Origin of the sequence: Stenotrophomonas sp. ATs4, assembly GCF_051861585.1 — a bacterium.
In the GTDB taxonomy this organism is placed as follows: Bacteria; Pseudomonadota; Gammaproteobacteria; order Xanthomonadales; family Xanthomonadaceae; genus Stenotrophomonas; species Stenotrophomonas maltophilia_AS.
On record NZ_JBLYPK010000001.1, the window covers coordinates 639,973 to 658,924 of the forward strand.

An 18,952-nucleotide genomic window follows, 5' to 3' on the forward strand; every position below is an offset into this window, starting at 1 on the left:
CCACGCAGATGGCGCCGTGAAGATCGCGTCCGCGCGTTCAGCCAGATCCTGCACAGGCGCTGCGGTGCAACGGAACGGTCAGCCGGGCCGGGGCGGATTAGACTTGGGGTTTTCCGCTGCAAGAGAAGTCCATGTCCAAGCTGCGCCGTCCCACCCTGGCACTGGCCATCGTTGCCAGCCTGTCCCTGGCCGCCTGCGACCGCCCGGCCGAACCGGCCGCCGGCACGGCCGCACCGGCCGATGCTGCGCCCGCGGCGGCCAAGCCGATGCTGGGCAGCTTCGGCTTCGATGCCAGCGGCATGGACCGCAGCATCGCCGCCGGTGACGACTTCTTCGGCTTCGCCAACGGCACCTGGGTGAAGAACACCGAGATTCCGGCCGACCGTTCGCGCTTCGGCAGCTTCAACGTCATTGCCGAAAAGACCCTGGCCGATACCCGCGCCATCCTCGAAGGCGCTGCCGGCAACGCGCAGGCCAGCGGTGACGACAAGCTGATCGGCGACTACTACGCCGCCTTCATGGACGAAGCCGGCATCGAGCAGCACGGCATCGCGCCTGTGCAGCCGCAGCTGAAGGCGATCGAGGCGATCGCCGACAAGGCCGGGCTGGCCCGAGCGCTCGGCGGCGATGTGCGCGCCGACGTCGACCTGCTCAACGCCACCAACTTCTACACCGACCGCCTGTTCGGCCTGTGGATGTCGGTGGACCTGCTGCAGCCGGACCGCAACGCACCGTATCTGGTGCAGGGCGGACTGGGCATGCCCGACCGCGACTTCTACCTGGGCGGTGGCCGCATGGCCGAGCTGCGCAAGCAGTACCAGGCCTACATCGCGCAGATGCTGCAGCTGGCCGGCGTTGCCGACCCGGCCGGCAAGGCGCAGCGCATCCTCGCGCTGGAGACGAAGATCGCGCAGGCGCACGCCACCCAGGAAGAAACCAATGACGTGACCAAGGGTGCCAACCCCTGGACCCAGGCCGACTTCAATGCCAAGGCGCCGGGCATGGACTGGAATGCCTTCCTCGATGCCGCGGCGCTGGGCAAGCAGCAGGACTTCATCGTGTGGCAGCCCAAGGCCGTTGCTGGCCTGTCCAAGCTGGTCGCCACCGAGCCGCTGGACGCCTGGAAGGACTATCTGGCGTTCCATGCATTGGACCGTGCCGCTGCCTACCTGCCGAAGAAGTTCGCCGATGCCCGTTTCGCCTTCCATGGCACCGCACTGAGCGGCACCCCGCAGCAGAGCGACCGCTGGAAACGCGCGGTGGACGACGCCAACCACGCCGTGGGCGAGGCCATCGGCAAGCGCTACGTCGAAAAGCACTTCGACGCCAAGACCAAGGAACGCGCGGACGAAATGGCGAAGAACATCATCGCCGCCTTCGCCAAGCGCATCGATGCGCTCGCCTGGATGTCGCCGCAGACCAAGGCCAGCGCCAAGGCCAAGGTGGCCGGGCTGACCGTGGGCATGGGCTACCCGGAAAAGTGGCGTGACTACACCGGCCTGGACATCCGCCGTGATGACGCGCTGGGCAACGCGCAGCGCGCCGAGCTGTTCGAATACCAGCGTAACGTCGCCAAGCTGGGCAAGGCGGTCGACCACAGCGAGTGGGCGATGCTGCCGCAGACCATCAACGCGATGAACGTGCCGCTGGAGAACCGCCTGGTGTTCCCGGCCGCGATCCTGCAGCCGCCGTTCTTCGACGGTGCCGCCGATGATGCGGTGAACTACGGTGCGATCGGCGCGGTGATCGGCCACGAGATCAGCCATGGCTTCGACAACGCCGGTGCGCTGTTCGACGAAACCGGCAAGCTGCACAACTGGTGGACCGCTGAGGACCTGAAGCAGTTCAACGCTGCCGGCGATGCATTGGCCGCGCAGTTCAGCAGCTATGAACCGTTCCCCGGCGTGCACGTGAATGGCAAGCTGAGCCTGGGCGAGAACATCGCCGACGTGGCCGGCCTGGGCACTGCTTATGACGCCTACCAGCTGTCGCTGCAGGGCAAGCCGGGCCAGACCCTGGAAGGCTTCACCCCGGACCAGCGCTTCTTCCTCGGCTTTGCCCAGGCCTGGCGCAGCAAGAGCCGCGAGCAGGCGCTGCGCAACTCGCTGCTGACCGATGTGCATGCACCGGGCCAGTTCCGCGCACTGACCGTGCGCAACATCGACGCCTGGTACCCGGCGTTCGAAGTGAAGGAAGGCCAGAAGCTGTACCTGGCCCCGGACAAGCGGGTCAAGGTGTGGTGATGTAACCGAAACGGGCGCCGCAAGGCGCCCGTTTCATTTCCGCTAGCCGCCAACCTTGGTCGGCACATGCCTCGCTCTGGTGGGTGCCAACCCTGGTCGGCACATGCCTCGCTCAGGCATCCACGCATGGCGTGGATCTACGCAGGCCGGCGGCCACCAGCAGCGCAGCCGTCGCGAACGCGGCAGCGGCCCACAGGTTGGCGTGCAGGCCCATGCCATCCAGCAAGCGGCCACCGCCCCACGCACCCACTGCGATGCCGATGTTGAACACGCCCACGTACAGGGCAGTGGCGATCTCCAGCGCCTGCGGGACCTCTTTCATCATCCAGGTCATCAGGCCCACCGACACACCGCCATAGGCAAGGCCCCAGAGCAGCAGCACCACCACGCCCCCCAACGGTGCGCCTCCCACCATCAGCAGCAACAGCGGCGTCAGCAGCAGGCCCAGGGCAATCGCCAGCAGCATTCCACGCGGATGCCGTGCAGCCATCGGACCGGCGATGAAGTTGCCGGCAATGCCGGCCAGGCCATAGGCGAACAGCAGTGCGCCGATCCACATCGCATCCACGCCCGACACCGTGGTCAGCAACGGCCGCACATAGGTGAAGGCGATGAAGTGCCCGGTCACCAGCAGCAGCGTCAGGCACAGGCCGTGCTGCAGGCCGCGATGGCCGAGCAGCTGCACGAACTGCGCCGCGCGTACCGAGGTTTCCACCGGCAACGCGGGGACCACCCTGGCATGCAGCAGCAGGACTGCAGCACTGAACAGCGCCATCGCCGCGAATGCGCTGCGCCAGCCCAGTGCTTCCCCGATCAGCGCACCCAACGGCACGCCCAGCACCGATGCGGCGGCGACGCCGCCAAAGATGATCGACGTGGCCAGGCCAATGCGCTGTGCCGGTACCAGACGCGCCGCCAGGCCACCGGCGATGGCCCAGATGCCGCCCATGCAGAACCCCACCAGCACCCGTGCGGCCAGCAACCAGCCGATGCCCGGCGCCAGCGCCGAGGCGATGTTGGCCACACACAACAGGCCCAGCAGCGCGCACAGGATGCGGCGGCGATCGATACCCCCGGCGACGATCACCACCAGTGGGGCGAACACTGCGGCCAGCAGTGCCGGCAACGAGATCATCAGGCCGGCAGTGCCTTCGGATGCACCGAAGGTCCCGGCGATCGGCGTCAGCAGGCCGACCGGCAGCATCTCGGTGGTGACCACCGAGAAGGTGGCAAGGCCGATGGCAGACACCGCCCACCAGGCAGGGCGGACCGCGGGAGCGGCACGTTCGGGCGAAGAAGCACTCACGGGATGATTCCTTCAGCAGGGACAGACGAAGAGGAGCGATGCAGCGGACGCTGTGCGAACACAGCCATCAGCAGCACGATGGATCCCGCGCACAGCGCGAGGACAAAACCACTGCGCACACCGCCTGCATCGACCAGCCGCCCTGACAGCGCGGCCCCGACGCCGACGCCGATGTTCAGCCCGGCCAGCAGCCAGGTCATGCCTTCGGTAAGGCGCGAGGCAGGCACGCACCGTTCAACCAGTGCCATCGCCACGATCATGGTCGGGGCGAAGAACAGGCCGGCCACCAGTACCGCCACCGCCAGCGAGGGCAGGTTGCCGACCCACAGCAGCGGCAGTGCGGTCAGCGCCGTGGCGGCGGCGCCCAGCAGCAACTGGAGACGCAGTGGTGCCTGCGGCTTCAACGCGCCGAACAGCAGGCCGGCCACGCAGCTGCCCATGGCGTAGGCAGACAGCACGATGCTGGCTGCGAGCGGCTGTCCGCGCTGCTCGGCGAAGGCCACGCTGGTGATGTCGACGGTGCCGACGATCACCCCCATCGCCAGCATCAGCAGTGCCAACAGGCGGATCTCCGGTTGCCGCAACAGGGAGCGGCGGGGTGTCGCGCCATCAATCGGTTGCAGCGGCGGCTCGGTGCCACGCTGCAGTACCAGCGCCACCATGCCGGCCACCAGCAGCAGAGCCGCCGCCAACACACCGGCCTGAGGCCATATCGCCACTGACAGCCCCACCGCCAATGGGGGGCCGGCGATGAAGGTCACTTCGTCGAACACGGTTTCCAGCGAGTACGCGGTCTGCAGGTAAGGGCGGCCACGATGGATCGCGGTCCAGCGTGCGCGCACCATCGCCGACACGCTGGGCATGCAGCCGGCCAGCATCGCCGTGGCAAACAGCGTCCAGTCCGGCGCCTGCAGCACGGTGCAGGCCAGCAGCAACAACAGTCCGGTCGCGCTGGCTGCAGTCGCCCACGGCAATACCCGGCCCTGCCCATGGCGATCGACCCAGCGTGATACCTGCGGCGACAGCAGCGCGTAGGTCAGCACGAAGGTGGCCGACACCGCTCCAGCCAGTGCATAGCTCCCGCGCAGCTGCGACAGCAGGGTGATGATGCCGATGCCGGTCATCGGCAATGGCAGCCGCGCCAGCAACCCGGCCAGGGCAAGTCCGACGGTGCCGGGGGCGGCGAACAGCTCGCGGTAAGGGGTGGCCATCGCAATCTCCAGGGCGGCGACTTGCCTGGCACGGAGCGCGCCACGACAATACATACAGAGCGTATGAATATGAGACTACATTCATACGCGTCGTATGTAAATAATCATGCACGACGTATGTAAGGAGCTTCGATGGTCCGCCGCACCCGCGCCGAGATGGAAGAAACCCGCGCCACCCTGCTGGCCACTGCGCGCCGCGTGTTCAGCGAGCTGGGCTATGCCGCTACGTCCATGGATGACCTCACCGCCCAGGCGGGGCTGACCCGTGGCGCGCTGTACCACCACTTCGGCGACAAGAAAGGGCTGCTGGCAGCGGTCGTCGCCCAGCTCGATGCCGAGACCGATGTGCGCCTGCAGGCGATCAGCGATGGTGCCGACGATGCCTGGGACGGTTTCGTGCAGCGCTGCCGCGCCTACCTGCAGATGGCACTGGAACCGGAGATCCAGCGCATCGTGCTGCGCGACGCGCGCGCGGTGCTCGGTGGCGCCTCACCGGAATCGCAGCAGTACTGCGTGAACTCGATGCAGCGCCTGATCGAGCAGTTGATCGCGCAGGGCGTGGTGGCGCCGGTGGATGCGCAGGCGCTGGCGTCGCTGATCTACGGCAGCCTGGCCGAGGCCGCGTTCTGGATCGCCGAAGGTGAACAGGGCGATGTACGCCTGAGGCAGGCAACGGCGGCCCTGGAGATGCTGCTGCGTGGTTTGAAGTCGGCGGGGTGAGGCCCATCCACGCATGGCGTGGATCTACGCACCTTCCCGGATCGGTACGCATCGGGAGCAGATGGATCCACGCCATGCCTGGATGAAACTCTGCGCCGATTGCAGGGCGGCGGGGCGAAAAACGGCCGCGCGTTGCGCGGTCGGCCCCGATTCTGGGCGATGACGACAGCAACGCCGAGCCTCCGTGCTCAGCCACGGTTTCATGTGCGGCCGCAGCACGTTTCACCCTGCGACATCTTGTCGCAGGCCGCAGCCGTGATGCTGCGACGCAGCAACATTCACCCATTCAGACAGAAGCCTTGCGCCCCTTGGCATTGGCCCCATTGCACGGCTCGCTGGAAGTGCTAGAACTGAACCTGCCACACCGTCCAACGCTGATCGACGCACGTTCCACAAGGAGCCAGCCATGATTGCTTTGTTCAAGGGTTTGGGAATTCTGCTTCGCGACAACGAGCTCTACAGCAGCCCGTTCGACAAACAGGTCGCGCATTGGCGCAATCTCAGCGAGCAGCAGATCCGCGACGAAGTCGGCGTGCTGGCGCAGGCCAAATGCCAATGGCTGATTGCCTCGATCGTCGGCTGGCAGGCAGCCTCGCTGCTGATCCTCGGCCTGATCGCCAACTACCTGTGGCGCGATGATTTCCATATCACCTTCACCCGCGTGGTGATCGTGTTCGGCTCGTGGGTGTCGATCCTGTTCGTGATCTGGTTCATGGCCAACATGTTCGACCGCACCGCCGGTTTCGAGCGCTGGATGAAGGCCTTCAACAGCCGCGCCCGGATCAGCTCCAAGGCCGACAGCGTCGAGCACGTGGCCGAGGCACTGGACCTGGCCGAGCACTACCCGGAAGTGCTGGACTACAAGCAGGCGGTCACCGCCAGGCGCGAGCTGCGCCACGAGGACATCCGCATCATGACCGAGATCGGCCGCATGAAGCAGCACTCGGAACTGGTGGGACGCCTCAACCACGTGGGTGAGACCGAGCACCACCACGAACTGACGCTGCAGCCGGCCTACTGACCCTTCAGGGAAGCGGGGGGACCCACAATGCCACCGTGATCACTCAGGGTGGCATTGTTCTTTCCGATCCTCGCTGACGCATTGGCCGAAGCCCTTCGGCAGGTCGCTGAACTCCCGGGTATCGCCGGCCGCTACCGCGAACGACCGTATCGGCGCTTTCGCACAGGCAGCGTCAGGACGGCAGGCCGGGTCCAGCACCAGGTAGTGGCACTGGCCACTGCGGCTGGCGATGCACTCGAAGCGCGCCACTCCATCCACCACGGTGCGCTTGCTGTAAAGCGTGTCCACGCCATTGGCAGTGGTGCGGGTGATCGCGGTTTCGGTGGACTTCTGGCAACCGGCAAGCGCCAGCGCGACGAGGCCCACAAGCAGGAAGGAACGCATGCAATGCTCCGGGTAGCGGAAGGTGCGGCGCGGCTACATGCCGCGGAACAGACTCATGAACGGCTGGCTGACCACCAGCGTCTCCGCGCGCCCTCGCAGACGCAACACGCCGCGCCCGGTATCGTCGCGACTCACCGCCGCCACCGCCTTCATGTTGACGATGGTCGAGCGATGGATCTGGCGGAAGTGCTGCGGATCAAGCACTTCCAGCAGTTCACGCAGCGGCGTGCGCAGCAGGCTTTCGCCTGCAGCAGTGACCACGGTGGTGTACTTGTTGTCGGCGCGGAAGTAGGCCACGTCTTCCAGCATGATCAGCTGCGTCTCGCGGCCGTTGCTGGCGGTGATCCAGGCCAGCGGCGGGTGATCGGCGCTGGCCTTCGATGGACCCAGCCGCTGCAGCAGGCGCTCCAGCACCGCGTCATCCTGGCGTGTCGCCGGCAACCGCGACAGGATGCGCTCGCGCGTGGCCAACAGACGCTCGTCGCTCACTGGCTTCAGCAGATAGTCCATCGCCCCTTGCTCGAACGCGTCGATGGCGTACTGGTCATAGGCGGTAACAAACACCACCTGGGTCCGCGGGCTCAGCTCGGACAGCGAACGTGCCACTTCGATACCGCTGATGCCGGGCATGCGGATATCCAGGAAAGCGATGTCCGGCTGCGTCTCGGCCAGCTGCTCCAGTGCGCTGGCACCGTCCTCGCACTCGGCTACCAGCTTCAGTTCCGGCCACAGCCGGCCCAACTGCTCGACCAGTGACTGGCGCAGCAGTTCCTCGTCTTCGGCGATCAACGCTTCAAGCGGCATGGCTGCGCTCCTTGCTCGACTGCGGCAGGGTCATGGTCGCTGCGACACCCGTGGGGAAATTGGCGACGATCGCCACGCCGGCCTGCTCGCCGCAGGTCAGGCGCAGGCGCTCGCGCAGGTTCTTCAGGCCGATGCCGGTACCGCTGGTGCCCTGGCCGAAGCCCAGGCCATCATCGGCCACCGTCACGGTGACATGGTCATCGAAGCCCCGCGCCAGGATCCAGATCGTGCCACCGCCCGGCTTGGGCTCCAGGCCGTGCTTGATCGCGTTCTCCACCAGCGTCTGCAGCGCCATCGCCGGCAGGTGCACACCGTGCAGTTCATTGGGAACCTGCACCTCCACCGCCAGCCGCGCGCCCATGCGGATGCGCAGGATCTCCAGATAGGCGCGGGTGCGGTCCAGCTCCACGCCCAGCGTGGACACCGATTCATCCACCTGCGGCAGCGAACTGCGCAGGTACTGGATCAGATGGCCGAGCATCTGTTCGGCGCGCGCCGGATCGGTGCGGGTCAGCACCTGCGCGTTGGCCAGCGAGTTGTAGAGGAAGTGTGGCTCCACCTGTGCATGCAGCAGGTTCAGACGCGCCACCGACAGTTCCTTCTCGACCTGGGTCTGTTCGGCAGCGGCCTGCTCGTCGCGACGCTGGTCAGCAACGCGTCGGCTGATCGCACGGGTGACCGCTTCGGCATTCTCGTAGTTGCTGCCCTCGTCCAGCGCCAGCAGGTCGGCCCACCAGCCAGCGTCCGGTTCGAACAACAAGGTGACGGTGCTGGTGCCCTGCCCCGGGGTGACCGTGGCCAGCACGCTGTTGCGCTTGATCGCCAGCCGCGCCGGCAGGTTCCAGCGCGACGGCTGGCGGCCGTTCCACAGATCGACGCGGCGCACATAGGCACGTACCTGCAGGCTGCCGGCCGAGCTTTCCACCTCTTCCACCCGCGGCAGCTCGCCCACTGCTGCCTCGACCACCGCGAACGCGTGGCCGGCGTCCATCGGCAGTTCGATCTGACGGCGCTGGCGCCCGGACAGGGTGGCGCCATCGAGGCGACCGGCCACCAGCCAGACACGGCGCACATGGGTCACTGCACTGCCCAGCGCGGAAATCATCAGGAACATCACCAACAGCCCGAACACCCAGCCCGGGCCATCGCGCATGCCGCTGAAGATGCCGCTCCAGACCATGCCGGCCACAAACAGTGCCGCGGCCCATGCCAGCAGGTGACGGAGGATGAGGGAGAGGCTGGCGATCACGGCGGCGCCTTGGTGGAAGGGGGTGAGCCGAGCATAGGGCGGCGCTTCGAGCAAACAAGCGGTGTGCGACGAAGGGCCGGAAACTGGGGATGGAAGCCGTTACGGAAACGCCGGGCATGGCCCGGCGCTACCGTGGGCTGCAATGCCGGCCAGCGGCCGGCACTACCGAGCCCCCTTACCTGCGCTGGTCAGCGCTGGCGTCGCGCACGGCGCGGAACGACTCGTCCCTGCTCCAGTTCGGCCAGCTGCGCGAGTTGGCCAGCTGGTTGCCCAGCGTATACAGCACTTCCAGATCCCGGGCAGCACCGGCGAACACCCAGTCCGGCTGCCATTCGTCACCCTGCTGGTGGTAGCGCTTGGCGGTGTAGTCCTCCGAAGCCTTCTTGCCTGCGGCCACGCCGCCGTCCACCCAATCCTGCCCGGCCGACCAGGACAGCGCCGGCACGCCGCGCTTGGCGAACGGGAAGTGATCGGAGCGGAAGAACAGGCCGGCTTCCGGCTTCGGGTCCGGCGTGTAGCGGATGTCCCAGCCCTTGGCCAGGTCCTTCAGCTGGTCCAGCAGCTCGAAGCGTGCGGCGCCATAGATGCCGAAATCACGCGACGGACCGAACGGCGCCATGCCGTCCATGTTGATCATCGCCACGGTCTTTTCCAGCGGATACAGCGGATGGGTGGCGTAGTACTCCGAACCCAGCAGGCCCTTCTCCTCGGCGGTGACCGCCAGGAACAGGATCGACCGCTGCGGGCGCTTGACCTTGGCGAATCCGCGCGCCAGTTCGATCAGCGAGGCGGTGCCGCTGGCATTGTCCAGCGCGCCGTTGAAGATGCGATCGCCGCGTGCGTCGGGTTCGCCCACGCCGATATGGTCCCAGTGCGCGCTGTAGATGACGGTCTCGTCCGGATGGCTGCTGCCTTCCAGTCGCGCGGCCACGTTGTGCGAGGTGATCACTTCGGTCTTCACCGCGTACTTCGCATCCAGGCTGGCGCCGGTCAGCGGCACCGGGGTGAAGTCGCGCTGCTGCGCCTTCTTCTTCAACGCCTCGAAATCCTGCCCAGCCGAGCGGAACAGCTCCACGGCCAGGTCGCGCTGGATCCAGCCTTCCAGCAGCGGGTGGCTGTCGGCCGGGTTGTCACGCACCACATCGAACATGGTGTTGGTGTTGGAACCGGCCACGGTGGCCCAGCCATAGGAGGCCGGTGCGGTCTCGTGCACGATCAGCACGCCCAGCGCGCCCTGGCGCGCGCCCTCCTCGTACTTGTAGGTCCAACGGCCGTAGTAGGTCATGCCCTTGCCGTCGAAGTCGCCCTGCCCGGTTTCGAAGTCCGGATCATTGATCAGCACGACGGCGATCTTGCCCTTCAGGTCCACGCCCTTGAAGTCGTCCCAGTTGCGCTCCGGCGCCTTCACGCCGTAGCCGAGGAACACCAGCGGGGCCTTGCTGATATCAACGTTGCTCGCGCCGTTCATGGCGGCGCGCACGGCAATCTGCTTGCCCTGTTCCAGTGCAACGGTCTTGCCGCCCTGGTGCAGTGCCAGCTGCGGTGCGCCGACGATGTCGCCCTTGCGCAGGGGCACGGCCTGGGTCCACAGGCGCTTGCCTTCCTTGAGGTCGCCGCCCGGCTGCAGGCCGGCATCGGCAAACTGCTTGCTGAGGAAGGCGATGGTCTTTTCTTCGCCGGCAGTGGCCGGCGAGCGGCCTTCGTAGGCGTCGGAGGCCAGTTCCTTGACGTCGGCGGAAATCCGCGCGCCATCGAATTTCGGGGTGGCCGCCATCAGTGTGCTCGACACCGACAGGGCCAGCACGCCCAGTACCACTCGTTTCATTGCTCTCTCCAGCAGGGAAATCCTTCTGGAGTGTAATGGGATTCGGCAGGGCTGCGCCCTGCACCTGCCGAAGCCAGGGCAACAGCAACAGCCGAAGCAACAGCAACAGCAGAAGCAGGCATTCGGTGGGATGGCGGGGTGGGTCCGGTTGCGGGGGACGCCGTAAACCCGTCCTTGGGGGCTTGGCCGCGGCATCCATGCCGCGGACACCCCCGCAACCGGACCCACCCCGCCTTCGGCAGATTTCCGCCGCTGTTGGTAGGTGTCGACCTTGGTCGACACGCACGGAAACACGAAGGGGTCAGATCCCTTTCCCGGCGGGAAAGGGCTCTGACCCCATCTGTGTGTTGCTTGAGCCTGTTACCAGTTCGGGTCTTCGGCCGGGGCGGCGGCAGGCTTGGGCTTCGGCTTGGCTGCCGGACGAGCGGCGGCTGCAGGAGCGGCCGAGGCCGTCGCACCTGCGGCAGCGGCAGCCGGCTTGCTGCCCAGCTTCTGGCGCAGTTCGATCTGGCCCGGACGGAAGCCGCCGCGCATCGCGTCGACGCCGTCTTCGATGGTGCCGTACGAGGTCTGTGCGGCGACGCGGTCGATGCGGATGGTGCAGCAGGGGTGTTCGCTGCGGCCCAGCGAGCGGCCGGTCTGCGGGTCCTTCAGTTCTTCGCCCAGGCGTACGGCCTGCCAGCGCTGGCCGGCCTGCACGGTGTCTCCGCCCTGGCTCAGCACCACCTGGTCACCGTCCACCGAAACCACCGACACCGGGAACAGGGTGGTGACGATGGTGCTGCCGATCTGGCCGGACAGCGATTCCATCATCGCCGCAGCCATGTTGCGGCCGTTGACCACGCGCGGCAGGGTGCTCGGGCCAGTCGAAGCCAACTGGTGGTCGAAGCTGTCGGACATCACCACCTGACCGGTGGTGGCGTTGATCAGGCGCAGAGTGATGCGGCCGCCACCGGAGTACGAGGTCACTTGGCGGTCGGACATGCGCAGGTTGCGCACGCTGCGCGGGTACTCGAAGCGTTCGATGGTCGGGATCAGGATCAGGTCAGTCGCCAGCTGCTGTCCAACGCGTGCAGTGTCCTGCAGGCGCACGTTGCCGCTGTTGATGTGGTCGATCTCGGCCTGCAGTTCGTCGCCGAACTCGCGATCCAGCACGATGAAGCGCTGGGTCTGGGTCAGCGTGTCGGACAGGCGCGCACGGATCGCATCGGCCACTTCATCGGCGTCCACGCGGCCATCGCCCACGGCGTAGCTGCCGGACTTGGTGCGCGGCAGGGCGACCACGATCTTCGGTTTGCCCTGCTCGTCCGGTGCGCGGTACTGGGCGATCTGTGCGCGCACACGCACCTTCCAGTAACTGCGCATGCTGCGATGCGTGACGTCCGAGTCGAACGAGCTGGCGCCACGCTTGGCATCGACACTCACCTTCTCGTCGTAGCTTTGCTTGACGCTGGCCGAGGCCGAACCGCCCTTGGCCGAGGCTTCGCCGGACGCACTGGCCGACGCCGAGCCCTTGAAGCTCCAGCCTTCATCGCTGGCGCGCACGCGGGCGATGGTTTCCTCGTCCAGCTGACGCACTTCATCCTGCGACAGGATTTCATAGCCAAGCACCGCGCCCTGCGAGCCGGCAATCATCTGCTGGGTGAACGCGTCGGCGCGGATATCGCCGACGTGTTCGCCATCCACATCCACATGCAGGCCTGCGCGCAGGCTCTGCATCTGGCTGGCCACACGTACGCCGTTGACCTGCGCCACTGCCGACTGCAATGCCGCCAACACCGCCAGTTCCGGGGTGCTGCCGATGCCGTCGGCTTCGCGCGCGACCTGGGTGGTGCCACCGAAATCCGGCGTGCCACGCAGGGGCGCTGCTTCCACTGGCGCATTGCTGGCCAGTGCACTGGTTGCCTTGTCCTTGGCGGGTGCGGGCGCTTCGGCCGGGGTGTCCTGCTTGCCACACGCTGCAAGCAGCGCAGCGGCCAGGCCCAGGCCGATCAAACGGGTTGTCATACGCATGGAGATTCGCCTCGTATCAGCCCATCTTGTCCAGCTGGCCCAGCATCGAGTCGGCGTTGGACGGCACCTTCACCTTGCTCTGCTTGGCGAAGGTCAGTGCCTGCTTCGACGAGCCGTACAGGCCCTTGATGAAGCCCGGCGATTCCTTGGCCACCCATGCACCGGCGGCCAGCTTGCGGCCGACGGTGGCCAGCTGGGTCGCGCCCAGGTTCTTCATGCCTGCGGTGAAGTTGCCGGCTTCGCCGCCCAGCTTCTGTGCTTCGGCTGCCGAGGACAGCAGCGAGACCAGGCCTTCGGCATAGTGCTGCTTGGATTCAGCGTTCAGTTCCGGCTGTGCGGCCTGGCGCTCGTTAATCGCGGCCTGGGCAGCTTCGCTGACCGACACCGACTTCTTCATCGCATCAACGCTGACCGAGCCGGACGACAGGGCCTGGCGCTCTGCTTCCAGCAGCTGCACCTGCTCGGCCAGGCCGAAGGCGCGGGCGAACGAGGTCTGGGCCTGCAGCGAATGCGACTGCGAGCTGACGAAACGACGCACCAGCGCTTCCTGCGCGGCTTCGTCCGGAGCGGCGGCGCCGGAAGCGCTGCTGCTGGAGGTGCCGGTGGCGGCGCCCGCCAGGTCCTTCAGCTTGCCGAACTGGGCGTGGGCCGGCATCGACAGGGTGGCGGCCGCGATGGCCACGACAAGAGCGGTATTGCGGATCATGGAAGATTCCTTTGGGAGAGACGGCCGCGATGCGGCGCGTGGAAACACGGGATTTCTGCGGCGATGCCGAGCAAGCTCGGCACCCACCAGAACCGGTAGCGCCAGGCCATGCCCGGCGAGCGCAGCGGTAACGTCAGCGGACCGCCTTGACGTTCAGTTCGTTGATCATCTGCTGGGCAGCCTTTTCGGCCGCCAGCTGCAGGGCGTTGGTACGGGCCACGGTTTCATTCGGGCCGGTACCGGAGAACTGCACCGGGCCCACCGACGACACGGTGCGCGGGAAACGACCGGTCACATCCAGCACCTTGCCGGTGACGGTGACGAACACGCGGGTGTTGCCACTGGCCGGATCGCGGTCGCGCATGCCAACGTCGAGCGTGCCGACGGCGATGTACGGGATGTTGGCCGCACGGATGCCGTTGGCGGTGTCACGCAGGGTGGCAGCGGACAGGTCGTTGCCGGTGCTGAAATCCTTGCGGATGCGCTCGATGCTGAGCAGTCCGCGCGACTCGCCTTCCACATATTCGGCTTCAACCACTTCGTAACCGGCGGCGCTGAAGGCACCGGTCATCGCGGTGTTGACTTCGGCGGCGTTGGCCACCTTCCAGCTGATGTTGTCGCTGCGCTGGGTGGTGCTGCCGCCGCTGGTGACCGACATCGACGCATTCTGGTTGATGCTGCCGTTGGTGCTGACCGAGTTGCCACGGAAGCTGTCGCCTTCACGGGTGTTCTCGTTGTAGCTGGAGCTGACGTCGGTGCGGCGGTATTCCTTGTCCTGGAACGACTGCACGGTGTCCTGCGAGCGTGCCATGAACAGGAAGGTCAGCAGCGAGCGCTGTGCAGCGGTGGCACCGGCCACGGCCGAACCGGCATCCAGCTTGGTCTGCAGCAGCGTGGTGTTGATTTCGGCGCGGACGGTGACGCTGTAGGTCTTGGCCTTCTTGTCTTCGGTGTCCGACAACTGCACGGCACTGAGCACGTAACGGTCGATCTCGCCGATGAACTCGGCGCGGCGCGCTTCGAACAGGCGCAGCTTGGCCGCACCGGTTTCGGCGATGTACGCCTCCAGTGCATTGACCTTGGCCTTGTTCATGGCCTGGGCGCGGGTATCGGCACTCAGGCGCAGGCTGTAGCTGGCCGAACCGGTGCCGCGCGAACTGGCGGTCTGCGCGGCGACCGGCGAGGCCACCGCCAGGGCGATGAGGAACAGCAGGATGGTACGCATCAACGACATGACTTGATCAACTCCTGGAGGGCTTGGGTCTGCTGCTGCAACGGGCGGCCGCCCGGCTTCTGCTCGTCCAGCCACGCGCGCGAATCGGCACGCTTGGCGGCGGCGCCGGCGAAGGCATCGAAGCCGGCCAGCAGGGTTTCGTAGCTGGCCGACCACTGGTCAACCTGCCACTGCGTGACCGGCACCACCTTGGTGGCGCCCTTGCGCAGCGGTTGTTCGAAATAGACCTTGCCGGAGAACGGTTCGGTCACCTTGGCGGTGAAGAAGGCGCCGAACAGCATCGTCTTCATCGCCGCGGTTTCTTCGATGACACCGTTCTTCAGCGCATCGACCTGCACGCTGATGACGTAGTCCGGCTCGGGGATCTTCAGCTGGTAGACCTTGCCGTCGGCAAAGCGGGCGGCCATCGCGCCGCCGATCGCCTGGCCCGAGGCCGGCGGCAGCAGGCCGACACCGGTGTTGGACGACAGCGTCTTGGACAATTCATGGGCCAGCGTGGCGCGCAACGGCGCTTCCCACTTCGGGTCCGGCAGCTTGGCGCGCGCGGCATCGGACAAGGTCACGCCACCGACCTGCAGGCGGCGCACCGCTGCATCGGGCAGCTTGGCCTGGGCAAGGCTGGCGGCCAGCACCTGCGACAGGCTGGTGGCGGCGTTGCCGTAGAGCAGATCGGCGACGATCGCGTCGATATCGTCGCTGTCCGGCCGGTAGTCCTGTACGTCGATACGCTGCAGGGTGAGCGGATAGGACGCGATCACCTGGCGCTCGCGGAAATCGAAGAACAGCGCCTGCAGCGCCACTTCCACCAGCACCTTGTACTGGTTGCCGATCGGCTCGACCGACACCAGTTCGCGGTCCAGTGCAGCGGCCAGTACGGTAGCGCTGGTGGTGCCGTCGAGCATCGCCACCGGCTGATCGATCAGTTCCAGGTTGGCCGGCGGACGGCGCTTGAGTGCCTGCACCAGCGTCTGGTTGAGTGGGATCAAGCCACGCTTTTCCAGCACCGCGTGCGCATGCGGCGTGGTCGCCTGCACGGCAGCGGCATCAGCGGTATAAGCAAAACCGGCCCAGTAGGCCTGCTGCGATTTGTCTGCGGCCTGCACGGCCATCGGCCACACAGCCAAGCACAGGGCACAGGCAAGCAGGCGCGCAAAAGCGCGCGATGCGCTCTTCGTCCTTGAATACATCCAACCGCTCCTCGGTCAATACGCACGGAAAGCAGACGCGCACGCGTCCACTGGGCGCGAAACATAACGGCTCGCGCGCCTGCCGACAAGTGCTGCCTTCGTCGGGGTCACTCCTCGGGGGGCAGACCCGCCCGTTGCCGCAGCAGACCGCGCTCCGCCTGGTTCTGGCTGAGTCGGGCGGCTTCTGCAAAAGCGTGACGTGCGTCCGGATCACGTCCCAGCGCCTGCAGTAGCTCGCCGTGCACCACATGCAACGGCGCGTAGTCACGCAGGCGCGTATCGTCCAGCAACGGCTGCAGCTGCGCCCAGGCCGCGAAGGCACCCTCGCTGCGCAGCACCGCCACCACCCGGTTCAATGCGATAACCGGCGAGGGCTGCATCTCCAACAGCTGCGTATAAAGCGACACGATGCGCGGCCAGTCGGTAGCCTCGGCACGACGCGCAGCTGCATGGCAGGCCGCGATGCATGCTTGAAGCACATAAGGATCATCGCCGCCACCGGCGGCCAGCGCGCGCGCCAGCGCCTGCTGCCCACGTTCAATCTGCAGCCAGTCCCAGCGCGCACGGTTCTGCTGGTCCAGCAGCACCGGCGCACCCTGCGCATCGGTCCGTGCTGCGGCACGCGAGGCCTGCAGCTCCATCAACGCCAGCAGGCCAAGCACCGGCGGCACCGGCAGCCGGTGCGCCAGGATGCGTGCAAGCCGCAGCGCTTCCTCGCATAGCGCCGGGCGCATCCAGTCGTCACCGGCACTGGCCGCGTAGCCCTCGTTGAACACCAGGTAGATCGCCTCCAGCACCGAACCGAGCCGCTCGGGCATCACGTCAGCACGCGGGACCTCGTAGGGCACCTGCTTCTGCGCCAGCGTACGTTTGGCACGCACGATGCGCTGGGCGATGGTCGGCTCGGGCTGCAGGAACGCACGCGCGATTTCCACCGTGGTCAAGCCTCCGAGCAGGCGCAGGGTCAGTGCCACCCGTGCATCGGCCGGCAGCACCGGATGGCAGGCCACGAACATCAGCCGCAGCAGGTCATCGCCGAGGTCGTCCTCAAGCGCCTGGTTGTCATCCGGTGCCGGCAGCGGTGCCGGGTGCAGTTCTTCGCCCCATTGCGCGTGCTGCTGCGCCACCCGCTGGTGTTGGCGCAACACATCGATGGCACGGTTGCGCGCGGTGGTCATCAGCCAGGCTCCGGGGTTGTCCGGGATGCCCTGCTCCGGCCAGCGCTCCAGCGCGGCCAGCCAGGTGTCCTGGGCCAGCTCCTCGGCGCGGCCGACATCACCTCCGAGCAGCCGCGCCAGGCGCGCGATCAACACCGGCGACTCCATCCGCCAGAGGGTTTCCAGACGCTGCGTCAGTGCGGGATCGAGCATGCGCCGATCACAGCACGCACGCCCGGCCCGCACAAGCGCCACCGCACCGCATCGACGGTCATCCCGGCTCGCCGTCCATGTGTGCGATTTCCCAGAGATGGCCATCCAGGTCCTGGAAGCCACGCTGGTACATGAAGCCGTAGTCACGCGCTGGCTGCGGTTCACTGGCGCCGGCCGCCAGTGCCTTGTCCACCATCACGTCCACTGCATTGCGGCTGTCCGCCGATAGGCAGGTGATCACCTCGGTATGGCTGTGCGCATCGGCAACCGGCTTGGTGGTGAACTGCTTGAAGAACGGCTGGGTCAGCAGCATCACGAAGATGCTCTCGCTGATGACCATGCAGGCCGCGTCGTCATTGGTGAAGGTCGGGTTGAAGCGGTAGCCCAGCGCGGCGAAGAAGGCCTTGGATGCGTTCAGATCCTGCACGGGCAGGTTGACGAAGATCATCTGCGGTTGCGGTGCACTCATCGGTGAAGCTCCTTGTGGATGGAGAAGATGGGATCAGGGTTGCTTCATGCAGTTGACCATCCACGGCTTGCCGTAGCGGTCGATCAACATGCCCCAGCGGTGCGCCCAGAACGTTTCGGCGATCGGCATCTGCACCTGGCCACCTTCAGCCAGTGCAGCGAATACGCGCTCGGCTTCTTCGATGCTGTCCACATCGACATTGATGGTGGTCGAGCCACCCTCGCCGCCGCCGGGGCCATCGGCCGCCATCACGATGGCGCTGCCGATTTCCAGCTGGCTGTGCGCAACGTGGTCCAGGGTTTCCGGCGGCATTTCATTGCAACCCGGCGAGCCATCGGAAGGCGGCATGTCGCGGTACTTCATTTCCGAAGTGACCTGGCCACCGAGTGCCTTGGCATAGAACGCCATCGCGTCATGGGCCTGGCCGCTGAAGCCGAGGAAGGGGATCAATTTCATGGCAATGCTCCGTTGGTTGGTAGCGCCGGGTCATACCCGGCGAAGGGTCACCGCAATCCAATCACTCTTCCAGCTGTGCACGCAGACGCTGTTCCTGCTGCTGTAATTCGGGGGTGAAGGCTTCACCGAAGTCTTCGGCGGAGATCAGCGGGCGCAACTCCAGCGTGCCGCCACTGTTGAACGGCGCGCGGCTGGCCCATTCAACGGCCTCGTCCAGCGAGCGCACGTCCCACAGCCAGAAACCGGCGATCTGGTCGCCGGCGGGGCCGAACGGACCGACCTCGACCTTGGGCGCGCTGCTGCCGAAGTGAATGCGGCGGCCGCGCTGGGTGGCATGCAGGCCTTCCCCGGCCAGCATGATGCCGGCGGCCACGAGTTGTTCGTTGAAGGCGCCCATTTCGGACAGTTCCTGTTCGCTAGGCATGCGGCCGGCTTCGGAGTCGGCGTTGGCCTTCACGATGACCATCACTTTCATTGCGGTCTCCCGTGGGAACGCGTGGTGCGTGCCCTTCACTGGGTACAACGAACCAGGGGGCTGGGAATCGACACGTCTGTTGGAAATTTTTTCTTCCGCGGAGAGCGCGCCTTCGGCGGGAGTCGGCGAACGGCGGAGCCCCTCCGTGGTGGGGTGGGTTGGTCGCTGAAAGCTGGGTTCCTGGGCTTTGCCGGGTGGGTAGGCGGGTCGGGGGACGCCGTAAACCCGTCCCTGGGGGCTTGGCCGCGGCATCCATGCCGCGGACACCCCCGCCCCGCC

The 18,952-nt window shown here is 66.6% G+C and carries 17 protein-coding genes; 3 read left to right on the plus strand and 14 right to left on the minus strand.

Annotated features, from left to right (window positions below; all coding sequences use genetic code 11):
* Positions 1–131: 131 nt before the first annotated feature.
* A complete protein-coding gene (locus tag ABR323_RS03035; RefSeq protein ID WP_439448137.1) occupies positions 132–2,243 on the plus strand; it encodes a M13 family metallopeptidase in 2,112 nt (703 codons plus the stop codon).
* Between the two features lie 112 nt (positions 2,244–2,355).
* On the opposite strand, the gene ABR323_RS03040 is transcribed toward ABR323_RS03035, so the two are convergent.
* Both ABR323_RS03040 and ABR323_RS03045 read right to left on the minus strand, forming a co-directional pair.
* Positions 2,356–3,549, minus strand: a complete 1,194-nt coding sequence (locus tag ABR323_RS03040) for an MFS transporter (RefSeq protein ID WP_439448138.1) — start codon at positions 3,547–3,549, stop codon at positions 2,356–2,358.
* Positions 3,546–4,760, minus strand: coding sequence for an MFS transporter (locus ABR323_RS03045; protein ID WP_439448139.1), 1,215 nt, complete (start codon positions 4,758–4,760; stop codon positions 3,546–3,548). The genes ABR323_RS03040 and ABR323_RS03045 overlap by 4 nt, the downstream gene beginning before the upstream one ends.
* A 132-nt stretch (positions 4,761–4,892) precedes the next feature.
* On the opposite strand from ABR323_RS03045, the gene ABR323_RS03050 reads away from it, so the two are divergent.
* Both ABR323_RS03050 and ABR323_RS03055 read left to right on the plus strand, forming a co-directional pair.
* Complete coding sequence (locus tag ABR323_RS03050; RefSeq protein ID WP_439448140.1) at positions 4,893–5,480, plus strand: TetR/AcrR family transcriptional regulator; 588 nt, start codon at positions 4,893–4,895, stop codon at positions 5,478–5,480.
* Positions 5,481–5,886: 406 nt separating this feature from the next.
* On the plus strand, positions 5,887–6,501 hold the full coding sequence (locus tag ABR323_RS03055; RefSeq protein ID WP_439448141.1) for a hypothetical protein: 615 nt from the start codon (positions 5,887–5,889) through the stop codon (positions 6,499–6,501).
* A 39-nt stretch (positions 6,502–6,540) separates the two neighbouring features.
* Here ABR323_RS03055 and ABR323_RS03060 read toward each other — a convergent pair whose 3' ends face one another.
* The 12 genes from ABR323_RS03060 to ABR323_RS03115 all read right to left on the minus strand — a co-directional run bounded on the left by ABR323_RS03060 (position 6,541) and on the right by ABR323_RS03115 (position 18,673).
* Complete coding sequence (locus ABR323_RS03060) at positions 6,541–6,885, minus strand: hypothetical protein (RefSeq protein ID WP_439448142.1); 345 nt, start codon at positions 6,883–6,885, stop codon at positions 6,541–6,543.
* A 33-nt stretch (positions 6,886–6,918) separates the two neighbouring features.
* On the minus strand, positions 6,919–7,689 hold the full coding sequence (locus tag ABR323_RS03065) for a LytR/AlgR family response regulator transcription factor (RefSeq protein WP_439448143.1): 771 nt from the start codon (positions 7,687–7,689) through the stop codon (positions 6,919–6,921).
* Positions 7,679–8,938 carry a sensor histidine kinase gene (locus ABR323_RS03070; RefSeq protein ID WP_135272148.1) on the minus strand — a complete coding sequence of 420 codons (1,260 nt, stop codon included), beginning with the start codon at positions 8,936–8,938 and terminating at the stop codon, positions 7,679–7,681. The genes ABR323_RS03065 and ABR323_RS03070 overlap by 11 nt, the downstream gene beginning before the upstream one ends.
* A gap of 175 nt (positions 8,939–9,113) precedes the next feature.
* On the minus strand, positions 9,114–10,763 hold the full coding sequence (locus tag ABR323_RS03075; protein WP_439448144.1) for a M28 family metallopeptidase: 1,650 nt from the start codon (positions 10,761–10,763) through the stop codon (positions 9,114–9,116).
* A 360-nt stretch (positions 10,764–11,123) separates the two neighbouring features.
* Positions 11,124–12,776 (minus strand): CsgG/HfaB family protein, encoded by a 1,653-nt coding sequence (locus ABR323_RS03080; RefSeq protein ID WP_439448145.1) that lies wholly within the window; start codon positions 12,774–12,776, stop codon positions 11,124–11,126.
* A gap of 16 nt (positions 12,777–12,792) precedes the next feature.
* Entirely contained in the window at positions 12,793–13,482 is a 690-nt protein-coding gene (locus ABR323_RS03085; protein ID WP_135272145.1) for a hypothetical protein, read from the minus strand.
* A 133-nt stretch (positions 13,483–13,615) separates the two neighbouring features.
* Entirely contained in the window at positions 13,616–14,716 is a 1,101-nt protein-coding gene (locus ABR323_RS03090; protein WP_136639237.1) for a hypothetical protein, read from the minus strand.
* The gene (locus ABR323_RS03095) at positions 14,707–15,903 is read right to left on the minus strand and encodes a hypothetical protein (RefSeq protein ID WP_439448146.1); all 1,197 of its coding nucleotides are present in this window, start codon (positions 15,901–15,903) and stop codon (positions 14,707–14,709) included. Before ABR323_RS03095 ends, ABR323_RS03090 begins: the two co-directional genes overlap by 10 nt.
* A gap of 107 nt (positions 15,904–16,010) precedes the next feature.
* Positions 16,011–17,273, minus strand: a complete 1,263-nt coding sequence (locus tag ABR323_RS03100) for an RNA polymerase sigma factor (RefSeq protein WP_439448147.1) — start codon at positions 17,271–17,273, stop codon at positions 16,011–16,013.
* Between the two features lie 58 nt (positions 17,274–17,331).
* Positions 17,332–17,742: a VOC family protein gene (locus ABR323_RS03105; RefSeq protein ID WP_439448148.1), complete on the minus strand. Its 411-nt coding sequence runs from the start codon at positions 17,740–17,742 to the stop codon at positions 17,332–17,334.
* A 33-nt stretch (positions 17,743–17,775) separates the two neighbouring features.
* Positions 17,776–18,198 (minus strand): VOC family protein, encoded by a 423-nt coding sequence (locus ABR323_RS03110; protein WP_043403337.1) that lies wholly within the window; start codon positions 18,196–18,198, stop codon positions 17,776–17,778.
* 61 nt (positions 18,199–18,259) lie between these two features.
* Positions 18,260–18,673: a YciI family protein gene (locus tag ABR323_RS03115; protein WP_439448149.1), complete on the minus strand. Its 414-nt coding sequence runs from the start codon at positions 18,671–18,673 to the stop codon at positions 18,260–18,262.
* Between the last annotated feature and the right edge of the window lie 279 nt (positions 18,674–18,952).

Excerpts from the sequence above, each read along its gene's own strand:
- ABR323_RS03035 (WP_439448137.1), top strand. The coding sequence starts at position 132 with ATGTCCAAGCTGCGCCGTCCCACCCTGGCACTGGCCATCGTTGCCAGC.
- ABR323_RS03045 (WP_439448139.1), bottom strand. The coding sequence starts at position 4,760 with ATGGCCACCCCTTACCGCGAGCTGTTCGCCGCCCCCGGCACCGTCGGA.
- ABR323_RS03050 (WP_439448140.1), top strand. The coding sequence starts at position 4,893 with ATGGTCCGCCGCACCCGCGCCGAGATGGAAGAAACCCGCGCCACCCTG.
- ABR323_RS03055 (WP_439448141.1), top strand. The coding sequence starts at position 5,887 with ATGATTGCTTTGTTCAAGGGTTTGGGAATTCTGCTTCGCGACAACGAG.
- ABR323_RS03060 (WP_439448142.1), bottom strand. The coding sequence starts at position 6,885 with ATGCGTTCCTTCCTGCTTGTGGGCCTCGTCGCGCTGGCGCTTGCCGGT.
- ABR323_RS03065 (WP_439448143.1), bottom strand. The coding sequence starts at position 7,689 with ATGCCGCTTGAAGCGTTGATCGCCGAAGACGAGGAACTGCTGCGCCAG.
- ABR323_RS03075 (WP_439448144.1), bottom strand. The coding sequence starts at position 10,763 with ATGAAACGAGTGGTACTGGGCGTGCTGGCCCTGTCGGTGTCGAGCACA.
- ABR323_RS03080 (WP_439448145.1), bottom strand. The coding sequence starts at position 12,776 with ATGCGTATGACAACCCGTTTGATCGGCCTGGGCCTGGCCGCTGCGCTG.
- ABR323_RS03085 (WP_135272145.1), bottom strand. The coding sequence starts at position 13,482 with ATGATCCGCAATACCGCTCTTGTCGTGGCCATCGCGGCCGCCACCCTG.
- ABR323_RS03090 (WP_136639237.1), bottom strand. The coding sequence starts at position 14,716 with ATGTCGTTGATGCGTACCATCCTGCTGTTCCTCATCGCCCTGGCGGTG.
- ABR323_RS03095 (WP_439448146.1), bottom strand. The coding sequence starts at position 15,903 with ATGTATTCAAGGACGAAGAGCGCATCGCGCGCTTTTGCGCGCCTGCTT.
- ABR323_RS03100 (WP_439448147.1), bottom strand. The coding sequence starts at position 17,273 with ATGCTCGATCCCGCACTGACGCAGCGTCTGGAAACCCTCTGGCGGATG.
- ABR323_RS03105 (WP_439448148.1), bottom strand. The coding sequence starts at position 17,742 with ATGAGTGCACCGCAACCGCAGATGATCTTCGTCAACCTGCCCGTGCAG.
- ABR323_RS03110 (WP_043403337.1), bottom strand. The coding sequence starts at position 18,198 with ATGAAATTGATCCCCTTCCTCGGCTTCAGCGGCCAGGCCCATGACGCG.
- ABR323_RS03115 (WP_439448149.1), bottom strand. The coding sequence starts at position 18,673 with ATGAAAGTGATGGTCATCGTGAAGGCCAACGCCGACTCCGAAGCCGGC.